Below are 17,463 nucleotides of genomic sequence, written 5' to 3' on the forward strand. Positions count from 1 at the left end.
CCCCGATGGGTTGCGCAGCGGCCCCCAAACCATTCACCTCGGTGATTCAGTCAGATCGGGTAAGCCGGGTTTACGACTGCTGCGCAGTCGAATCGGGGATAAATCCCCTCGCCACAGGGGATTTATTCAGATTGTTTACGGCCGTGCCTTGAGCTGTGCTTCGGCGGCTTTGGCCAGATCCGGCGGGAGGAAGTCCTTGTCCGGGTTGTAGTCGGCCTTCAAATAACGTCGCAGGTCTTCCAGATCACCCGGATTCAACGTCCCCGCCGCCTGCTTCAAGCGCAGGTTGTCGAGGATGTAGTCGTAACGGGTGTTGTTGTAGTTGCGCACCGAGGTGTACAGCTGGCGCTGAGCATCGAGCACGTCGACGATGTTGCGCGTCCCCACCTGATAACCGATTTCCGTGGCCTCCACCGCGCTCTGGTTGGAAATGATCGACTGGCGCCGCGCCTGTACCTGCTCGACATCGGTGTTCACCGCGCGGTGCAGGTTGCGGGTGTTTTCGACGATCTGCCGGCGCAGGGCTTCGCGCTGCTGTTCGCTCTGATCCAGTTGCGCATAGGACTGGCGCACTTGCGAACTGGTCAGCCCGCCGCTGTAGATCGGAATGTTCAGTTGCAACGCCAGCGTGCGTTGATCGACGTTGCCACCGTACGGCGTGCCGAAGGCGTTAGGGTTGGCGAAGCCGAGGGCGTCGTTGTCACCCTTTTCGTATTTGGCCACGGCGTCGAGGGTCGGCAAGTGGCCGGCCTTGCGCTGCTTGAGGGTCTGTTCGGCGGAGCTGACCGCAAAGTTGCTCGCCAGCAGATTGAGGTTCTGTTTGGCGGCGGTGTCGACCCAGGCCTTGGCGTCGTTGGGTGTCGGCGGCAGGATCGGCAACGTATGGACGATGCCCTGAATCGAGTTGTACTGACGGTTAGTCAGGGTGATCAGCGCTTCGAAGGCATCGTCGACCTGACGCTGGGCAACGATCCGGTTGGCACGCGCGGTGTCGTAGCTGGCTTGTGATTGCAGGACGTCGGTCTTGTCTGACAGGCCGACATCGAAGCGCTCGTTGGACTGGTCGAGCTGACGCTTGAACGCGGCTTCTTCTGCCTTGGTCGAAGCCAGGTTGTCCTGACTGCGCAGCACGTTGAAGTAGCTTTCGGCTGATTGCAGGATCAGGTTCTGTTCGCTGGCCGAGAGTTGCAAGGCGGCCTGTTCGTTGACGTCCTTGGCGGCCTGGTACTGGAACCAGCGGTCGGCACGGAACAAGGGTTGGGCCAGGGTCGCCTGATAGGAGTGCGCGCTGCGATTGGCAATGGCTGAAGGCTGGTCGATCGAGGTGCGCACATCCGCCACTTCGGCGCCGCCGGACAGGTTCGGCAGCAAGCCGGCACGGGCCTGTGGCACCACTTCTTTCTGCGCGCCGTACTGGGCGCGGGCGGCAGCCAGATCGGCGTTGTTGTCGACGGCTTCCTGATAGACGCTGACCAGATCGGTCTTGGTCGACAAGGGCGCTTCTGCTGCCCAGGCCATTGCGTTGGACGCACAAGACACGGCAAGAGCCAGTGAAAGTTTGCGCAGCATGAGGCGATCCCTAGCAAAAATATTACGAAAATAATGTGCGCGCCAAGGCTACGGCGCGGCCCCGGCAGCGTCAAGGCGCGCAGGGCACAGCGAGTGTAGTTGCGCAATCGTGCGGCAACAATCCTGCAAGTCCCGGTAATTGCGCCATTCATCATGGTGTTTGCCGCGGTGTTGGCGTTCTTTGCCGGTTGTGTCTAGACTGGCCGGGTTCTTGTCGGGGTGCCTTGCTATGAGGCTGAGATCGAATAATTTCGGATCCCGTTGAACCTGATCAGGTTAGCGCCTGCGTAGGGAACAAGATTTCTCGTCACCCGGCGAGTCCTCTTGTGCTTCGTCCGGGAAATTGTTCGACAATCGAACGCTCGACGACGATGCACAGCACCTTTCCTGGTGCGTCCGTGCCTTTCAGGTTCTGCTCCGACAATCCACTGCCTGGATGCTGTCTGGAGAGCCCGTGATGACTACAAAATCTAAAAACGCGATCAACCTGAGTGACTCGGCCAAGGTCGATGAGCAGTCGGTTCAGCCGTTCACCCGTTCGCAAAAAGTCTACGTTCAGGGCTCGCGCCCGGACATCCGCGTGCCGATGCGCGAAATCACCCTCGATGTGACGCCGACCGATTTCGGTGGCGAAATCAACGCGCCGGTCACCGTCTACGACACCTCCGGCCCGTACACCGATCCGAACGTGGTGATCGACGTGCGCAAAGGTCTGGGCGACGTGCGTTCGGCGTGGATCGATGACCGTGGCGACACCGAGCGTCTGCCAGGCCTGAGCTCCAACTTCGGTCAGGAGCGCCTGGCCGACCCGGAGCTGACCAAACTGCGTTTTGCCCACGTCAACAACCCGCGCCGCGCCAAGGCCGGGGCCAACGTCAGCCAGATGCACTACGCGCGCAAAGGCATCATCACCGCCGAGATGGAATACGTCGCCATCCGCGAAAACATGAAGCTGCAAGAGGCCCGCGCCGCCGGCCTGTTGACTCAGCAACACGCCGGCCACAGCTTCGGCGCGAGCATCCCGAAAGAAATCACCCCTGAGTTCGTCCGCGAAGAGATCGCCCGTGGTCGCGCGATCATTCCGGCCAACATCAACCACGTCGAACTGGAACCGATGATCATCGGCCGCAACTTCCTGGTGAAGATCAACGGCAACATCGGCAACAGCGCCCTGGGTTCGTCCATCGAAGAAGAAGTGGCGAAACTGACCTGGGGCATTCGCTGGGGCTCGGACACCGTGATGGACCTGTCCACCGGCAAACACATTCACGAAACCCGCGAGTGGATCATCCGCAACTCGCCGGTGCCGATCGGTACCGTGCCGATCTATCAGGCGCTGGAGAAGGTCAACGGCGTCGCTGAAGACCTGACCTGGGAGCTGTTCCGCGACACGCTGATCGAGCAGGCCGAGCAGGGCGTCGACTACTTCACCATCCACGCCGGCGTGCTGTTGCGCTACGTGCCGCTGACCGCCAAACGCGTGACCGGCATCGTGTCCCGTGGTGGTTCGATCATGGCCAAGTGGTGCCTGGCGCACCACAAAGAGAACTTCCTCTACACCCACTTCGACGAAATCTGCGAAATCATGAAGGCCTACGACGTCAGCTTCTCGCTGGGCGATGGCCTGCGTCCGGGCTCGATTGCCGACGCCAACGACGAAGCGCAATTCGGCGAACTGGAAACCCTCGGCGAGTTGACCAAGATCGCCTGGAAACATGACGTGCAGTGCATGATCGAAGGCCCGGGCCACGTGCCGATGCAGTTGATCAAAGAAAACATGGACAAGCAGCTGGAGTGCTGCGACGAGGCGCCGTTCTACACCCTCGGCCCGCTGACCACCGACATCGCCCCGGGTTACGACCACATCACCTCGGGTATCGGTGCGGCAATGATCGGCTGGTTCGGTTGCGCGATGCTCTGCTACGTGACACCGAAGGAGCACTTGGGCCTGCCGAACAAGGATGACGTGAAGACCGGGATCATCACCTACAAGATCGCCGCCCACGCAGCGGACTTGGCCAAAGGACACCCGGGCGCGCAGATTCGTGACAACGCCTTGAGCAAGGCGCGTTTCGAATTCCGTTGGGAAGACCAGTTCAACCTCGGTCTGGACCCGGACACCGCGCGTTCGTATCACGACGAAACCCTGCCGAAGGACTCGGCCAAGGTCGCGCATTTCTGTTCGATGTGCGGGCCGAAGTTCTGCTCGATGAAGATCACTCAGGAAGTCCGCGAATACGCAGCCAACCAGCGGATCGACGCGGTCGACGTGGACGTCGCCCAGGGCCTGGCGGAACAGGCCGAGCGGTTCAAGAAGGAAGGCAGTCAGCTGTATAAAAAAGTCTGATCCCTGACTGATCTTTTGTGGTGAGGGGATTTATCCCCGATCGACTGCGCAGCAGTCGCAATTTTGAGAACCGGGTCCTTCAGATGTACCGCATTCTCAGGTTTTGGGGCTGCTTCGCAGCCCATCGGGGATGAATCCCCTCGCCACAAGTGGGCCAGCTTGATCACACACAACAACAAATGTCCCTCTGAGATAACACCCTTGAGCATTCAACCCGGCACTTATTCCCCCGACCTCGCCGTATCCGCCGACAAGCGAGTATTTGGCGGTCGCGATCTGTTTTCCCTGTGGTTCTCCCTCGGCATCGGCCTGATGGTGTTGCAGACCGGCGCGTTGCTCGCGCCCGGTCTGGGCCTCTCCGGCTCGCTGCTGGCGATCTTCCTCGGCACCCTGGTTGGCGTGTTGCTGCTGGCCGCCGTCGGCGTGATCGGCAGCGACACCGGTCTGTCGTCGATGGCCGCGCTGAAACTGAGCCTCGGCAGCAAAGGCGCGAGCCTGCCGGCACTGCTCAATCTGCTGCAACTGATCGGTTGGGGTTCGTTCGAAATCATCGTCATGCGCGATGCCGCCAGCCTGCTCGGCACTCGCGCGTTCAGCGAAGGTTCGCTGTGGGCCAGCCCGATGCTCTGGACGTTGTGCTTCGGTGCGCTGGCGACCTTGCTCGCAGTCAGCGGGCCGCTGACGTTCGTGCGCAAGATCCTGCGCAAATGGGGTATCTGGCTGATCCTGGCGGCGTGCATCTGGCTGACCTGGAATCTGTTCGCCAAGGCGGATCTGGCGGCACTCTGGGCGCGTGCCGGGGACGGTTCGATGCCGTTTGCCGTGGGCTTCGATATTGCCATCGCGATGCCGCTGTCGTGGCTGCCGCTGATCGCCGATTACTCGCGTTTCGGCAAGCGCGCGAAAAACGTATTCGGCGGCACGGCGATCGGTTTCTTCGTCGGCAACTTCTGGTTGATGAGCCTCGGCGTGGCCTACACCCTGGCGTTTGCGCCAAGCGGTGAGGTCAATGCGTTGCTGCTGGCACTGGCCGGGGCCGGTCTGGGCATTCCGCTGTTGCTGATTCTGCTGGATGAGTCGGAAAACGCTTTCGCCGACATTCATTCGGCAGCGGTTTCCAGCGGGATTCTGTTGCGTTTGAAGGTCGAGCATCTGGCCTTGGCCATCGGCGTGATCTGCACTCTGATTGCACTGCTGGCGCCCTTGGCGCAGTACCAGAACTTCCTGTTGCTGATCGGCTCGGTGTTCGCGCCGCTGTTCGGCGTAGTGCTGGTGGATCACTTCATCCTGCGTAAGCGCAGCGCCCACGTGGCGTCAGCCGCATTGCGCTGGCCGGCGCTGTTGGCGTGGCTGGGCGGGATCAGCACCTACCACTTGCTGGCGAATCTGTATCCGGATGTCGGCGCGACCCTGCCGGCACTGGTGCTGGCAGGGCTGTTGCAACTGGTGCTGGGCCGGGCTTTCAGTTACGGCCGGGAAACAGCTCGGGTTTGAGGATGCCGTTCAGACGCGGGTAAGGAATCTTCAGTTCGACGTGGCCCAGTGCGTAAGGCGCGATGGTGCTCACGTCGTACTTGAGGATCACGCCACCGTAGGTCAGCGCCACGTTCGGGGTTTTCACGAACGGCCAGCTCTTCACGAAATCCGCTTCCTGATCGAGCTTGGTGCTGATCAGCCAGCTGTTGTGCGCCACCTGCGCAGCCTTCCAGAACGCGTCTTCCTGACCCGGCAGCAACATGTCCGACAGGTTCAGCACCTTGTGCTGCTGACGCGAGTAGTTGATGAAGCCGCGCCCCGGGGTGCCATGGGCGCCGCCGGTGTCGAGGTAGCTCGACAGTTCGATGATCACCAAGCCGTCATGCTGCTCGCGTACCTTGGCCTGCAGATAGCTGCTGTTGCGCGGGCCGGCGGTGCGCAGGAATTGATCACGATAGGCCGCCAGGGTTGGCGCGACCGCTGCGTTCTGCTCGGTGCGGGTCATTTGCAGCAGGCGCTTTTCGATAATGCCGTCCAGTGCAGGCTCGGCCGCGAAGTGCACGGTATCGATATTCACCAGCGGACAATCGGGGTTGGAACAGCCGGGTTTCAGGGTTTCCGAGGCGTCGCGGGTGGTTTCCAGCGGCGTGCGGTAGTTGGGCTGGAACAGGTTGGCGCAGGCACCCAGGGTCAGGGCGATGGCGGCCACGGAGGCAATTTTGAAAAGCGACATGGGCGTCCTTTCTGAAACAGGGGAAGGCAAAAAGTTATCCGCTTCGACTCTCGCCGAGGCAGTCAGTTCGCCACTAAGCTAATTAGAGTGGGTTTCGCCGCCACCGTCCATCCCGCTGACGGTAAAGGGGCTGCATCAATCATCACCGGCGCGTTAGGATGGCGCGAAGTCGAGGTTGCCGGTCACCACAAGGCACCTCGTATCGGGATTTGCAGTAAGAGAGGATGCTCATGACAGATTTTGCCAACGCCACTCCGGCCAACGTCGACGTCGTAAAGCGCGAGCGCTGCTACGAGGGCTTCTACAAGCTCGACCGTTTGCACCTGCGCCATGAGCTGTTCGCCGGCGGCATGAGCCGCGAGATCAACCGCGAAGTCTTCGTGCGCCACGATGCCGTGTGCCTGCTGCCGTACGATCCGCAGCGTGACGAAGTGGTGCTGCTCGAGCAGTTTCGCGTCGGGGCCATGGGCAAGACCGACAACCCGTGGCTGGTTGAGCTGGTCGCCGGTCTGATCGACAAAGTTGAAGTGCCGGAAGAAGTTGCTCACCGCGAGGCACAGGAGGAAGCTGGACTGGACATCAAGGCCCTGTGGCCGATGACCAAATATTTTCCGTCGCCGGGCGGCAGCAACGAATTCGTGCATTTGTACCTGGGGCACTGCAGCACCGACGGCGTAGGCGGCCTGCACGGGCTGGAGGAAGAAGCAGAAGATATCCGCGTTACGGTCTGGGCCTTTGAAGATGCCTTGCAGGCCGTCCGTGACGGACGCATTGCCAATGCGGCGAGCATCATCGCCTTGCAATGGCTGGCGCTGAACCGCGCCGAAGTGAGGGGGTTATGGTCGTAAACAAGCTGCGCGATCGTTATCGAGTTGACCTTGCGGGGCTGCAAGCCGCCTGCGAGGCCAACTACGCGCGCCTGATGCGACTGGTGCCGGACATGCGCAACGACCCCGAAGCGCGGCGCATCGCCGTGACTCAGGGCGAGCAGATGCTCGGCGTGCTGGCCCTCGAAGTGCTGCAGACCTGCCCGTACACCACCACTTTGCAGGTGCGCCAGGAGCACAGTCTGCCGTGGTTGCCGGTGCCGCAACTGGAGGTGCAGGTCTATCACGATGCGCGCATGGCCGAGGTGATCAGCGCCGAACATGCACGACGCTTTCGTGGCATCTATCCTTACCCGAACGCCGCGATGCATCAGCCGGATGAAAAGGCCCAGCTCAATCTGTTCCTGGGGGAATGGCTGAGCCATTGCCTGGCCCTGGGGCACGAGTACGAAGTCGTACGCTAGTTGTGAACTGCGTCCGGTTCGCCGGTTTCCCCTTTGCGCCATCCCCCAGCATAATTGCGGCACTCAACCGATTCCGTGCTCTTGCCCTGGGAGAACGCCTTGCCGAGCGTATCCACATTGACCACCGCCGATCCGGCGTTGCTGGTGCAGTTATCCGACAGTCACCTGTTCGCCGAGGCGGACGGCACGCTGCTGGGCATGAACACCCGCGAGAGTCTGCAAAAGGTCATTGAACTGGTGCTCAGGCAGCAGCCGCGGATTGACCTGATGCTGGCCACGGGTGATTTGTCACAGGACGGAACACTTGAGTCGTATCAACTGTTTCGCCAGATGACCGCGCAGATCGATGCGCCGGCGCGCTGGATTCCCGGCAATCACGATGAACCGCAAATCATGGCTCAGGCCGCGGTGCAAAGTGCGTTGCTGGAATCGGTGGTCGATGTCGGTAACTGGCGCGTGACCTTGCTCGATTCGGCGGTGCCGGGCTCGGTGCCGGGTTATCTGCAGGATGATCAGTTGCAGTTGCTGGCCCGTTCGTTGAGCGAAGCGCCGGAGCGCCATCATCTGGTGTGTTTCCATCATCATCCGGTGCCGGTGGGTTGTGCCTGGGCGGACCCGATCGGTTTGCGCAATCCCGAAGCATTCTTCGACGTGCTCGATCGTTTTCCACAGGCGCGCGCGGTGCTGTGGGGGCATGTACATCAGGAAATCGACCGCGAACGCAACGGCGTGCGGCTGATGGCCTCACCGTCGACCTGCATCCAGTTCGAACCGGGCAGTCACGACTTCAAGGTCGGCGAACAGGCCCCGGGGTATCGCTGGTTGCGGCTGTTGCCGGACGGGCGGCTGGAAACCGGTGTCGAGCGCGTGACTGACTTCGAATTCACCGTCGATTACGGTTCCAACGGTTACTGAAGACCACGGCGCGGCTTTCGCGAGCNACAGATCCAATGTGGGAGCGAGCCTGCTCGCGAAGGTGTCCTTACAAACACCCACGACTTCCCTGACTCCCTGTAAACTCCGCTATCTTTCGCCGACACTCAGGGAGCTCAAATGTCCGGTTCGATCCTCTATATCCACGGTTTCAACAGCGCGCCGGCCTCGAAAAAGGCCTGTCAGCTGGTCGAGGTGATGGAACGGCTGGGTTTGAGCGAGCAATTGCGTGTCCCGGCGCTGCATCACCACCCGCGTGAAGCCATCGGTCAGTTGCAGCAGGCGATTGCCGAGCTGGGCCGGCCGTTGCTGGTGGGAAGCTCACTCGGCGGCTACTATGCGACTCACTTGGCTGAGCGCCACGGCTTGAAAGCCCTGCTGGTCAACCCGGCGGTCAGCCCGCACCGGATGTTCGATGGCTACCTGGGCACGCAGAAAAACCTGTATACCGATGAGACCTGGGAACTGACCCATGACCATGTGACGGCCCTGGCCGAGCTGGAAGTGCCGGCACCCGTGGATGCGCAGCGCTATCAGGTGTGGTTGCAGACCGGCGATGAAACACTGGATTATCGCCTCGCCCAGCAGTATTACCGGGCCTGCGCCTTGCGCATTCAGGCCGGCGGCGACCATGGTTTCCAAGGGTTTGCCGGACAATTGCCGGCGTTGCTGAGTTTTGCCGGCATTGGCGCCGATTTGTACCAGGCAATTGATTTCACCGCACTGTGACGTCTTGCCCCTTTTTCATTGAATCACTGACGACGAGACCCTATGGCCACTCCCAGCGCTAGCTCTTATAACGCCGACGCCATCGAAGTCCTCTCGGGCCTCGACCCGGTGCGCAAACGCCCCGGCATGTACACCGACACCAGTCGGCCGAACCACCTCGCCCAGGAAGTCATCGACAACAGTGTCGACGAAGCCCTGGCCGGCCACGCCAAATCGGTGCAGGTGATTCTGCACGCCGACCACTCGCTGGAAGTCAGTGACGACGGACGCGGCATGCCGGTCGACATTCACCCGGAAGAGGGTGTGTCGGGTGTCGAGCTGATCCTCACCAAGCTGCATGCGGGCGGCAAGTTTTCCAACAAGAACTACCAGTTCTCCGGCGGTCTGCACGGGGTGGGTATTTCCGTGGTCAACGCCTTGTCGTCCGAAGTCCGGGTACGGGTGAAGCGTGACGGCAACGAATACCAGATGACTTTCAAGGATGGCTTCAAGGCCACCGAACTGGAAATCGTCGGTACCGTCGGCAAACGCAACACCGGCACCAGCGTGTACTTCGCGCCGGATCCGAAATATTTCGATTCACCGAAATTCTCCATCAGCCGCCTCAAGCACGTGCTCAAGGCCAAGGCTGTGCTTTGCCCGGGGCTGCTGGTCAGCTTCGAAGACAAAGGCACCGGCGAGAAAGTCGAGTGGCATTACGAAGACGGCCTGCGCTCCTATCTGGTGGACGCGGTCAGCGAATTCGAACGCCTGCCGGACGAGCCGTTCTGCGGCAGCCTGGCCGGTAATAAAGAAGCGGTGGACTGGGCGCTGCTGTGGCTGCCGGAAGGTGGCGACGCGGTGCAGGAAAGCTACGTCAACCTGATCCCGACGGCGCAGGGCGGCACTCACGTCAACGGTTTGCGTCAGGGCCTGCTCGACGCGATGCGCGAGTTCTGCGAATTCCGCAGCCTGCTGCCACGCGGCGTGAAGCTGGCGCCGGAAGACGTCTGGGAACGCATCGCTTTCGTGCTGTCGATGAAGATGCAGGAACCGCAATTCTCCGGCCAGACCAAAGAGCGTCTGTCGTCCCGTGAAGCGGCGGCGTTCGTTTCCGGCGTGGTCAAGGACGCTTTCAGCCTGTGGCTCAACGCCAATCCGGAAACCGGTCTGGCGCTGGCCGAACTGGCGATCAACAACGCCGGTCGCCGCCTCAAGGCGAGCAAGAAAGTCGAGCGCAAGCGCGTCACCCAGGGCCCTGCGCTGCCGGGCAAACTGGCTGACTGTGCCGGGCAGGATCCGATGCGCTCCGAGCTGTTCCTGGTCGAAGGTGATTCCGCCGGTGGTTCCGCCAAGCAAGCGCGGGACAAGGAGTTCCAGGCGATCCTGCCGTTGCGCGGCAAGATCCTCAACACCTGGGAAGTCGACGGCAGCGAAGTGCTGGCGAGCCAGGAAGTGCACAACATTGCCGTGGCCATCGGTGTCGATCCGGGCGCCACGGACATGAGCCAGCTGCGCTACGGCAAGATCTGCATCCTCGCCGACGCCGACTCCGACGGTCTGCACATCGCCACGCTGCTGTGTGCGCTGTTTGTCCAGCATTTCCGCCCGCTGGTGGATGCCGGGCACGTCTACGTGGCGATGCCGCCGCTGTACCGCATCGACCTCGGCAAAGAGATCTACTACGCCCTCGACGAAGCCGAGCGCGACGGGATTCTCGACCGTCTGGTGGCCGAGAAGAAACGCGGCAAGCCACAGGTCACCCGATTCAAAGGCCTGGGTGAAATGAACCCGCCGCAGCTGCGCGAAACCACCATGGACCCGAACACCCGGCGTCTGGTGCAGCTGACACTGGGCGACGATTTTGCCCAAACCTCGGAAATGATGGACATGCTGCTGGCGAAGAAACGCGCCGGTGACCGCAAGACCTGGCTCGAGTCCAAGGGCAACCTCGCCGAGGTGCTGGCCTGATGCGGTTTGGCTGGGCCTTGGCGGGTGCCGTGCTGCTGAGTGCGACGAGCGTGTCGGCCGAACCGCTGCAGGAGCTGCGCGTGCTCTCCGAACACCCGGTCGACGGCATGCGCGGCGGCAACCTGTCGGGGCTGGCCATGTGTGGCAGCGAGTTGTGGGCGGTGTCGGACCGTGATGACGATCAGATCTATCGACTCAATGCCGCCGATCAGGCCTGGCAGGCCGAAGCCTTGCACATCGACGTGCCGCCGGTGCCGGAGACCGGTTTGCCGTGGGGGTTGCGCTCGCGCAATTGGGCCGCGTCGTTCGTGCGCGGTGGCGACCTGGATTTCGAAGGCATCAGTTGCGACAGCACTGGCAATCGCTACATTGTCAGCGAGGGGCACGCGGCGGTCCTGCAAGTGCCCGTCAGCGGCCCGGTCAACTGGCTGAAGATTTCGCCGATGATGGTTCGCGAAGCGCGGGCCAGTGGCATGCTCCTGCATTTCAATGCGATCTTCGAAGGTCTGGCGATCAACCCGGCGGGCGATCAGATGTGGCTGGCCGGGGAACGGCAAAACCGTGGCTTGCTGTTGATCAAGCGTCAGCAGACCGTGTGGGATTGCGACGGTCGTTGCGTGCTGCTCAGCGAGGGCGGCAAGGAGATGCAGCCGCCGCAGTTCCCGCACGCCAAAGCGGTCGACCGCGACTTTTCCGACCTTTCGTTGTTCAACGGCAAATTGTTTACCCTTGAACGCAACGCCTTCCAGATTTGTCGGCGTGATGCGCAGACCGCCAAGGTCGAGCGTTGCTGGTCGTACGCTGCTGAACTGTTGCAGGCCAACCGCCGTTATTCGCAGAACTTCGGGTTGGAAGAGGCGCTGATCGTTGATGCGGAGGGGGCGTGGGTCGGCGTCGACAATAATTTCGGCCCGCGGGCTGACGGTGAGGTTCGGCCGATCGTCTGGCGCTTCGCCGCGCCTGAAGGTGGCTGGAGCGCCAAACCGTGAGTCAGCAACCGCCGGGCAAACGCGCCGGCCGGGTGTTGATGATTCTGGCCTGGTGCGCGGGACTGTTTCTGGCCACACGGTTTTTCGGCCAGTGGGAAGAACGTCAGCAGAATCCGAACGTGGTGGTCACGTCCGAGCAGCATGACGGCGTGGTCGAAGTAAAACTGGCGGGCAATGCCCAAGGGCATTTCGTCGCCAGTGGCCAGATCAACGGTGAGCCGGTGGAGTTCATGCTCGACACCGGCGCGACCGATGTGGCGATCCCGGCGGATCTGGCCAAACGCTTGAAACTGGAAGAAGGTTTCGGTGTGACCCTGAGCACGGCCAACGGCCTGAGCCAGGGCTACCGGACAAAGATCGAGCGCCTGCAACTGGGCGACATCGTGCTGCGGGACGTCCGCGCACTGGTGGCGCCGGGGCTGCATGGCGATCAGGTGCTGCTCGGCATGAGCGCTCTGAACAAACTTGAATTCACCCAGCGCGGTGGCACCATGCTGCTGCGCCAGACAACGAACCGATGAGGCCCGCATGAGCGACTCCCTTGATCTCAGCCTGGACGGTGTAGAACGCCGCTCGCTGGCTGACTTCACCGAAAATGCCTACCTCAACTACTCCATGTACGTGATCATGGACCGTGCCCTGCCGCATATCGGCGACGGTCTGAAACCGGTACAGCGGCGTATCGTCTACGCCATGAGCGAGCTGGGGCTGGACGCCGATTCCAAGCACAAGAAATCGGCGCGTACCGTCGGTGACGTGCTCGGCAAGTTCCACCCGCACGGCGACTCGGCGTGCTACGAAGCGATGGTGCTGATGGCTCAGCCGTTCAGCTATCGCTACACGCTGGTTGACGGTCAGGGTAACTGGGGTGCGCCGGACGATCCGAAGTCCTTCGCCGCCATGCGTTATACCGAAGCGCGCCTGTCGCGCTATTCCGAAGTGCTGCTCAGCGAGTTGGGCCAGGGCACGGCCGACTGGGGGCCGAACTTCGACGGCACCTTGCAGGAACCCTTGGTTCTGCCGGCACGTTTGCCGAACATCCTGCTCAACGGCACCACCGGCATTGCTGTCGGCATGGCCACCGACGTACCGCCGCACAACCTGCGCGAAGTCGCTACCGCTTGCGTGCGCCTGCTCGATGAGCCGAAAGCCACGGTCGAACAGCTCTGCGAACACATTCAAGGCCCGGACTATCCGACCGAAGCGGAAATCATCACCCCGCGTGCCGACCTGCTGAAAATGTACGAAACCGGCAAGGGCTCGGTGCGCATGCGCGCCGTGTACCACGTCGAGGACGGCGACATCATCGTCACCGCGCTGCCGCATCAGGTCTCCGGGGCCAAGGTGCTGGAACAGATCGCCGCGCTGATGCAGGCCAAGCCATCGAAAGCGCCACAGATCGCCGACCTGCGTGACGAATCCGACCACGAAAATCCGTGCCGCATCGTGATCATTCCGGTCAACAGCCGCGTCGATCACGAAGCGCTGATGCAGCACCTGTTCGCCAGTACCGAGCTGGAATCGACCTACCGGGTCAACGTCAACATCATCGGTCTGGATGGCAAGCCGCAGCTGAAGAACCTGCGGGCATTGCTGGTCGAATGGCTGGAATTCCGCGTACTGACCGTGCGTCGTCGCCTGCAATTCCGCCTCGACAAGGTCGAGCGCCGCCTGCACCTGTTGGACGGTTTGTTGATCGCTTACCTCAATCTGGACGAAGTGATCCACATCATCCGCACCGAGGAGCATCCGAAAGCCAAGCTGATCGAGCGCTTCGCCCTCAGCGAAATCCAGGCCGACTACATCCTCGACACCCGGTTGCGGCAGTTGGCGCGCCTGGAAGAGATGAAGCTGCGCGACGAGCAGGACGAACTGCTCAAGGAGCAGGCCAAGCTGCAAGCCTTGCTGGGCAGCGAAGCCAAGCTGAAGAAGCTGGTGCGTACCGAGCTGCTGAAAGACGCTGAAACCTACGGTGATGATCGTCGTTCGCCGATCGTCGAGCGTGCCGAAGCCAAGGCGCTGACCGAGCACGATCTGCTGCCGAACGAGAAGGTCACCGTCGTGCTGTCCGAGAAGGGCTGGATCCGCTCGGCCAAGGGCCACGATATCGACGCCACCGGCCTGTCGTACAAGGCTGGCGATGGTTTCAAGACCTCGGCGGCGGGGCGCTCCAACCAGTTTGCGGTGTTTATCGATTCTACCGGTCGCAGTTATTCGGTGGCCGCGCACACCTTGCCGTCGGCTCGAGGCCAGGGGGAGCCGTTGACCGGTCGTCTGACTCCGCCGCCCGGCGCCACGTTCGAATGCGTGCTGATGCCCGAAGACGATGCGTTGTACGTGATCGCCTCCGATGCCGGTTACGGTTTCGTGGTCAAGGGTGAAGACCTGCAAGCCAAAAACAAGGCCGGTAAAGCCCTGTTGAGCCTGCCGAACAACGCCAAAGTCATCGCGCCGCGCCCAGTGGCCGATCGTGAGCAGAACTGGCTGGCCTCGGTCACGACCGAAGGTCGCCTGCTGATCTTCAAAATCAGCGATCTGCCACAATTAGGGAAGGGCAAAGGCAACAAGATCATCGGTATTTCCGGTGAGCGTGTGGCCAGTCGCGAAGAATACGTCACGGACATCGCCGTACTTCCGGAAGGCGCTACCTTGGTGCTGCAGGCCGGAAAACGGACCCTGTCGCTGAAGGCCGACGATCTCGAACACTATAAAGGTGAGCGTGGACGTCGCGGGAATAAACTCCCGAGGGGCTTTCAGCGGGTGGATGCGCTGCTCGTCGAAAACCTCAATTAGGCGAAAACGCCCCTCTAGAGGCGTCGAACTACGATTTAACGCGTAGATCGACGCTTTGGCGCTGGAGTCGGAACGCATATTCACGGATGATATGGCCTTTCCAAGCGCCGGCGTGGCCGAGCGTTCTTCATATTTATTGAGTATTTTCACTGTGGTCAGCCTTGTGGCGGCCACCTGGACGGGATGATGACTGCTCTGCGCCCTCTTATTTTCCTGCTCGCTGGCGTTTTGGGCCTGGCGGGCTGCAGCGTTCACCAGCCGGTGTCGCTGTATCAACTGGACAGCGGAAGTCCGGTTCAGCCTGCGCAAAGCGCTGGCATGGCGGTTTTGTTGGGCCCGATCGTCGTGGCCGATTACCTGCAACGAGAAACCCTGCTGCAGCGTCAGCCCGACGGCAGCCTGCAAGCCTCGACCGATGGTCGCTGGGCGGGCAGCCTTTCGTCGGATATCGATCAATTGCTGATGCGACAGGTGGCGGGTCATCTGGACAGTCAGCGTGTGGTGCTGGCACCAGCGACGTTGGGCTTCACGCCGGATGTGCAGGTATTGCTGACCATCACGCGACTGGATTCCGGTCAGAAACAACCGGCGATCCTCGATGCGCAATGGCGTCTGATCGACCGTCGTGGGCAGGTACGCGATAACCGCATCGTTCATCTGCAAGAGTTGCATGCCGGGACCACGGCTTCGCAGGTGCAAGCACAGGGGATTCTGCTGCAGCGTCTGGCCGAGCAGTTGTCGCTGGCGCTCAAGCCATTGGCCAACCAGCCGCCGGTGGCCGAAGCACCGCGCAAAGCGGCGCCAAAACCGGCCGCGCCGGCAGCGGATGCCGAGAAACAGCCAAAGATCCCGATGGCCTCGCCGATTCGTACCGATATGGAAGTGTTCCGCTTCTAAGTCTGCATCAGCGTCAAACCAGAGCCCGCCTTGTGCGGGCTTTGTTGTGTCTGGGGGCTGGAGATCTTTGCCGTCAGTGCGGGCCTCTTCGCGAGCAAGCTCGCTCCCACAGGNGCGAAAGGGCCGGTACAGGCAACAAAAAAGCCCGCAGACAATCACTTGTCTGCGGGCTTCTGTGCATCAGGCCTGAAGCTTACGCCCGGCGCTCATGCATCCGCGCCAGTTGCCGCTCGAGCATCGACGGATAAGGCTCCATCAAGCGCTCCACACAGCAAGCCCCCTCAGGGCTGGCGATCGGACGGATCCGCGCACGCTGGCGAATCAGCCCGTCGTCACCGATCTTGCGCTCGACCAGCAGCAGGTTGCGGCTGTGCTGCGACAAGGCCAGGGCATCCTGGGCCGAGTCGGTCAGCAGCAAGTCGATCTGGCTCAGACCGAACAGGTCTTCACCCAGGGTCAGGCCCAGCTGCAATTGCAAGGTGATGCCGCTGTCGGCGACTTCGATCTGCAATTGATGGCCCAGCGCCCGCAGCAATTCACCGCAGCAGATCGCATTGGTCAGGTAGTCGTCACCGCTGTCTTCGGTGTGGAACAGCATCAGCGTGCTGCCGTCGTTCAGGGTTTCGATCTCGCCCTGATACAGCGAAGCGGCCTGATCGAGGCAATCGCGATAGCGCTCCAGCAACTCTTCCAGACGGGCACGCGGCAGGCGCCGCAGTTGTTCCTGCGAGCCCAGTTGCACGGCCAGTACCGCGCTGTGCTGGGGCACGCTAGGCGTGGCCTTGCGCGTGATCGGTTGCGGCGCTGCATCCAGCGATTCGTCGCGCAGGTCAGCAAAAGCGTCGTCGTCTTCATCGTCTTCAACGGTGCTGACCACGTGGCGCGGTGCAGGTTTTTGCGCAGCCATCGGGCGGGTTTCGTCAAAGCTCGGGTCACGCAGGTTGCGCACTTCGAACTCTGGCTCATCCTCTTCTTCGAACTCGGGTTCCGGCTCGGGCTCGGGTTTGGGCGCAGGCTCTGGGGCGAAGTTGGCGTGCAGCTGACGCGCCAGATCGCCGATCTCGTCCTGACGGTCGGTGCCCGGGGTGTATTCGTCGATGTTGCGCAGCCAGACGCGCAATTGCAGCAGCGGCGTCGACAGATAGCGGCCCATGCGCAGACTCAGGGCCAGCGACAGCGCCAACAGGATCGCACTGAGAATGCCCATGCTCTGCAGACTGATGGTCATCGGCTGCTGGAACTGATCCATGTCCAGGCTGATGCGCAGTTGCCCGGCGGTCACGTCCTGGAAGGTGATCTTGCTCTCGTACATGCCTTCGGCTTCGCCCAACAGGCTGTGCTTGGGGCGCTGACCGGATTCGGCGAGGATGCGGTTGTCCACGCTATAGATGGCCGCGTGGGCCACCAGCTTGTTCTTGGTCAGGTTGTTGAGCAGCACGTTGAGGCTGAGGATGTCGTTGGACACCAACAGTTCAGTGGCGGAGGTGGCGGTCTGCGTAGTCAGGCTTTCGCCCAGCGCGTCGGCCTGCTCGTGCATGGCCTGCTTGAACTGCAAGCCCATCACCCCGGCATAGATCACCAGGGCCAGAGCGACCAGGATCACGTTATGGCTGGCAATGCGCAATGCAATCGGCACACGGCGATGACGCAGTGCACGGAAGATCAGCAGGAAGAAGTTATCGGTTTTAACTGGCGTGGGCCGGTTCACTGAGCTCGGCTCTTTTGTCCGTGAAGTTGACGCGCAGTATAGCGACAG

General features: G+C 61.6%; 14 protein-coding genes and 1 riboswitch. Of the genes, 11 read left to right on the plus strand and 3 right to left on the minus strand.

The annotated features are described in order from the left end of the window. Positions 1 to 135 precede the first annotated feature (135 nt). On the minus strand, positions 136 to 1,569 hold the full coding sequence (locus ACTJKS_RS08315; protein WP_041065783.1) for a TolC family outer membrane protein: 1,434 nt from the start codon (positions 1,567 to 1,569) through the stop codon (positions 136 to 138). A gap of 205 nt (positions 1,570 to 1,774) precedes the next feature. Next, positions 1,775 to 1,880: riboswitch (TPP riboswitch) on the plus strand. Positions 1,881 to 2,026: 146 nt separating this feature from the next. Here ACTJKS_RS08315 and thiC point away from each other — a divergent pair. Next, on the plus strand, positions 2,027 to 3,916 hold the full coding sequence (gene thiC, locus ACTJKS_RS08320) for a phosphomethylpyrimidine synthase ThiC (RefSeq protein ID WP_041065780.1): 1,890 nt from the start codon (positions 2,027 to 2,029) through the stop codon (positions 3,914 to 3,916). A gap of 201 nt (positions 3,917 to 4,117) precedes the next feature. Then, positions 4,118 to 5,410 (plus strand): putative hydroxymethylpyrimidine transporter CytX, encoded by a 1,293-nt coding sequence (gene cytX, locus ACTJKS_RS08325; protein ID WP_108181499.1) that lies wholly within the window; start codon positions 4,118 to 4,120, stop codon positions 5,408 to 5,410. Here the strand turns inward: cytX and ACTJKS_RS08330 are convergent. Continuing rightward, on the minus strand, positions 5,379 to 6,125 hold the full coding sequence (locus tag ACTJKS_RS08330) for an RsiV family protein (RefSeq protein ID WP_041065775.1): 747 nt from the start codon (positions 6,123 to 6,125) through the stop codon (positions 5,379 to 5,381). The genes cytX and ACTJKS_RS08330 overlap by 32 nt on opposite strands. A gap of 230 nt (positions 6,126 to 6,355) precedes the next feature. On the opposite strand from ACTJKS_RS08330, the gene ACTJKS_RS08335 reads away from it, so the two are divergent. From ACTJKS_RS08335 to ACTJKS_RS08375, 9 genes are all read left to right on the plus strand, one after another. Beyond that, the gene (locus tag ACTJKS_RS08335) at positions 6,356 to 6,973 is read left to right on the plus strand and encodes an NUDIX domain-containing protein (protein ID WP_041065772.1); all 618 of its coding nucleotides are present in this window, start codon (positions 6,356 to 6,358) and stop codon (positions 6,971 to 6,973) included. Beyond that, positions 6,964 to 7,416 (plus strand): DUF1249 domain-containing protein, encoded by a 453-nt coding sequence (locus ACTJKS_RS08340; protein ID WP_007967395.1) that lies wholly within the window; start codon positions 6,964 to 6,966, stop codon positions 7,414 to 7,416. Before ACTJKS_RS08335 ends, ACTJKS_RS08340 begins: the two co-directional genes overlap by 10 nt. A gap of 99 nt (positions 7,417 to 7,515) precedes the next feature. After that, positions 7,516 to 8,331: a 3',5'-cyclic-AMP phosphodiesterase gene (gene cpdA / locus ACTJKS_RS08345; protein ID WP_108181500.1), complete on the plus strand. Its 816-nt coding sequence runs from the start codon at positions 7,516 to 7,518 to the stop codon at positions 8,329 to 8,331. Positions 8,332 to 8,469: 138 nt separating this feature from the next. Continuing rightward, entirely contained in the window at positions 8,470 to 9,078 is a 609-nt protein-coding gene (locus ACTJKS_RS08350; protein WP_047290961.1) for a YqiA/YcfP family alpha/beta fold hydrolase, read from the plus strand. A 42-nt stretch (positions 9,079 to 9,120) separates the two neighbouring features. Then, a complete protein-coding gene (parE, locus tag ACTJKS_RS08355) occupies positions 9,121 to 11,028 on the plus strand; it encodes a DNA topoisomerase IV subunit B (protein WP_047290962.1) in 1,908 nt (635 codons plus the stop codon). Beyond that, positions 11,028 to 12,017, plus strand: a complete 990-nt coding sequence (locus tag ACTJKS_RS08360; RefSeq protein ID WP_108181501.1) for an esterase-like activity of phytase family protein — start codon at positions 11,028 to 11,030, stop codon at positions 12,015 to 12,017. Before parE ends, ACTJKS_RS08360 begins: the two co-directional genes overlap by 1 nt. Next, positions 12,014 to 12,538 (plus strand): retropepsin-like aspartic protease family protein, encoded by a 525-nt coding sequence (locus ACTJKS_RS08365; RefSeq protein ID WP_041065757.1) that lies wholly within the window; start codon positions 12,014 to 12,016, stop codon positions 12,536 to 12,538. Before ACTJKS_RS08360 ends, ACTJKS_RS08365 begins: the two co-directional genes overlap by 4 nt. 7 nt (positions 12,539 to 12,545) lie before the next feature. Beyond that, positions 12,546 to 14,810, plus strand: coding sequence for a DNA topoisomerase IV subunit A (parC, locus tag ACTJKS_RS08370; RefSeq protein WP_003221074.1), 2,265 nt, complete (start codon positions 12,546 to 12,548; stop codon positions 14,808 to 14,810). A gap of 186 nt (positions 14,811 to 14,996) precedes the next feature. Then, a complete protein-coding gene (locus ACTJKS_RS08375; protein WP_108181502.1) occupies positions 14,997 to 15,707 on the plus strand; it encodes a PqiC family protein in 711 nt (236 codons plus the stop codon). Between the two features lie 193 nt (positions 15,708 to 15,900). On the opposite strand, the gene ACTJKS_RS08380 is transcribed toward ACTJKS_RS08375, so the two are convergent. Next, complete coding sequence (locus tag ACTJKS_RS08380; protein WP_041065751.1) at positions 15,901 to 17,415, minus strand: AhpA/YtjB family protein; 1,515 nt, start codon at positions 17,413 to 17,415, stop codon at positions 15,901 to 15,903. Positions 17,416 to 17,463: the final 48 nt, after the last annotated feature.

This window comes from Pseudomonas sp. 22189 (assembly GCF_052045635.1).
GTDB classification, from domain to species: Bacteria; Pseudomonadota; Gammaproteobacteria; order Pseudomonadales; family Pseudomonadaceae; genus Aquipseudomonas; species Aquipseudomonas parakoreensis.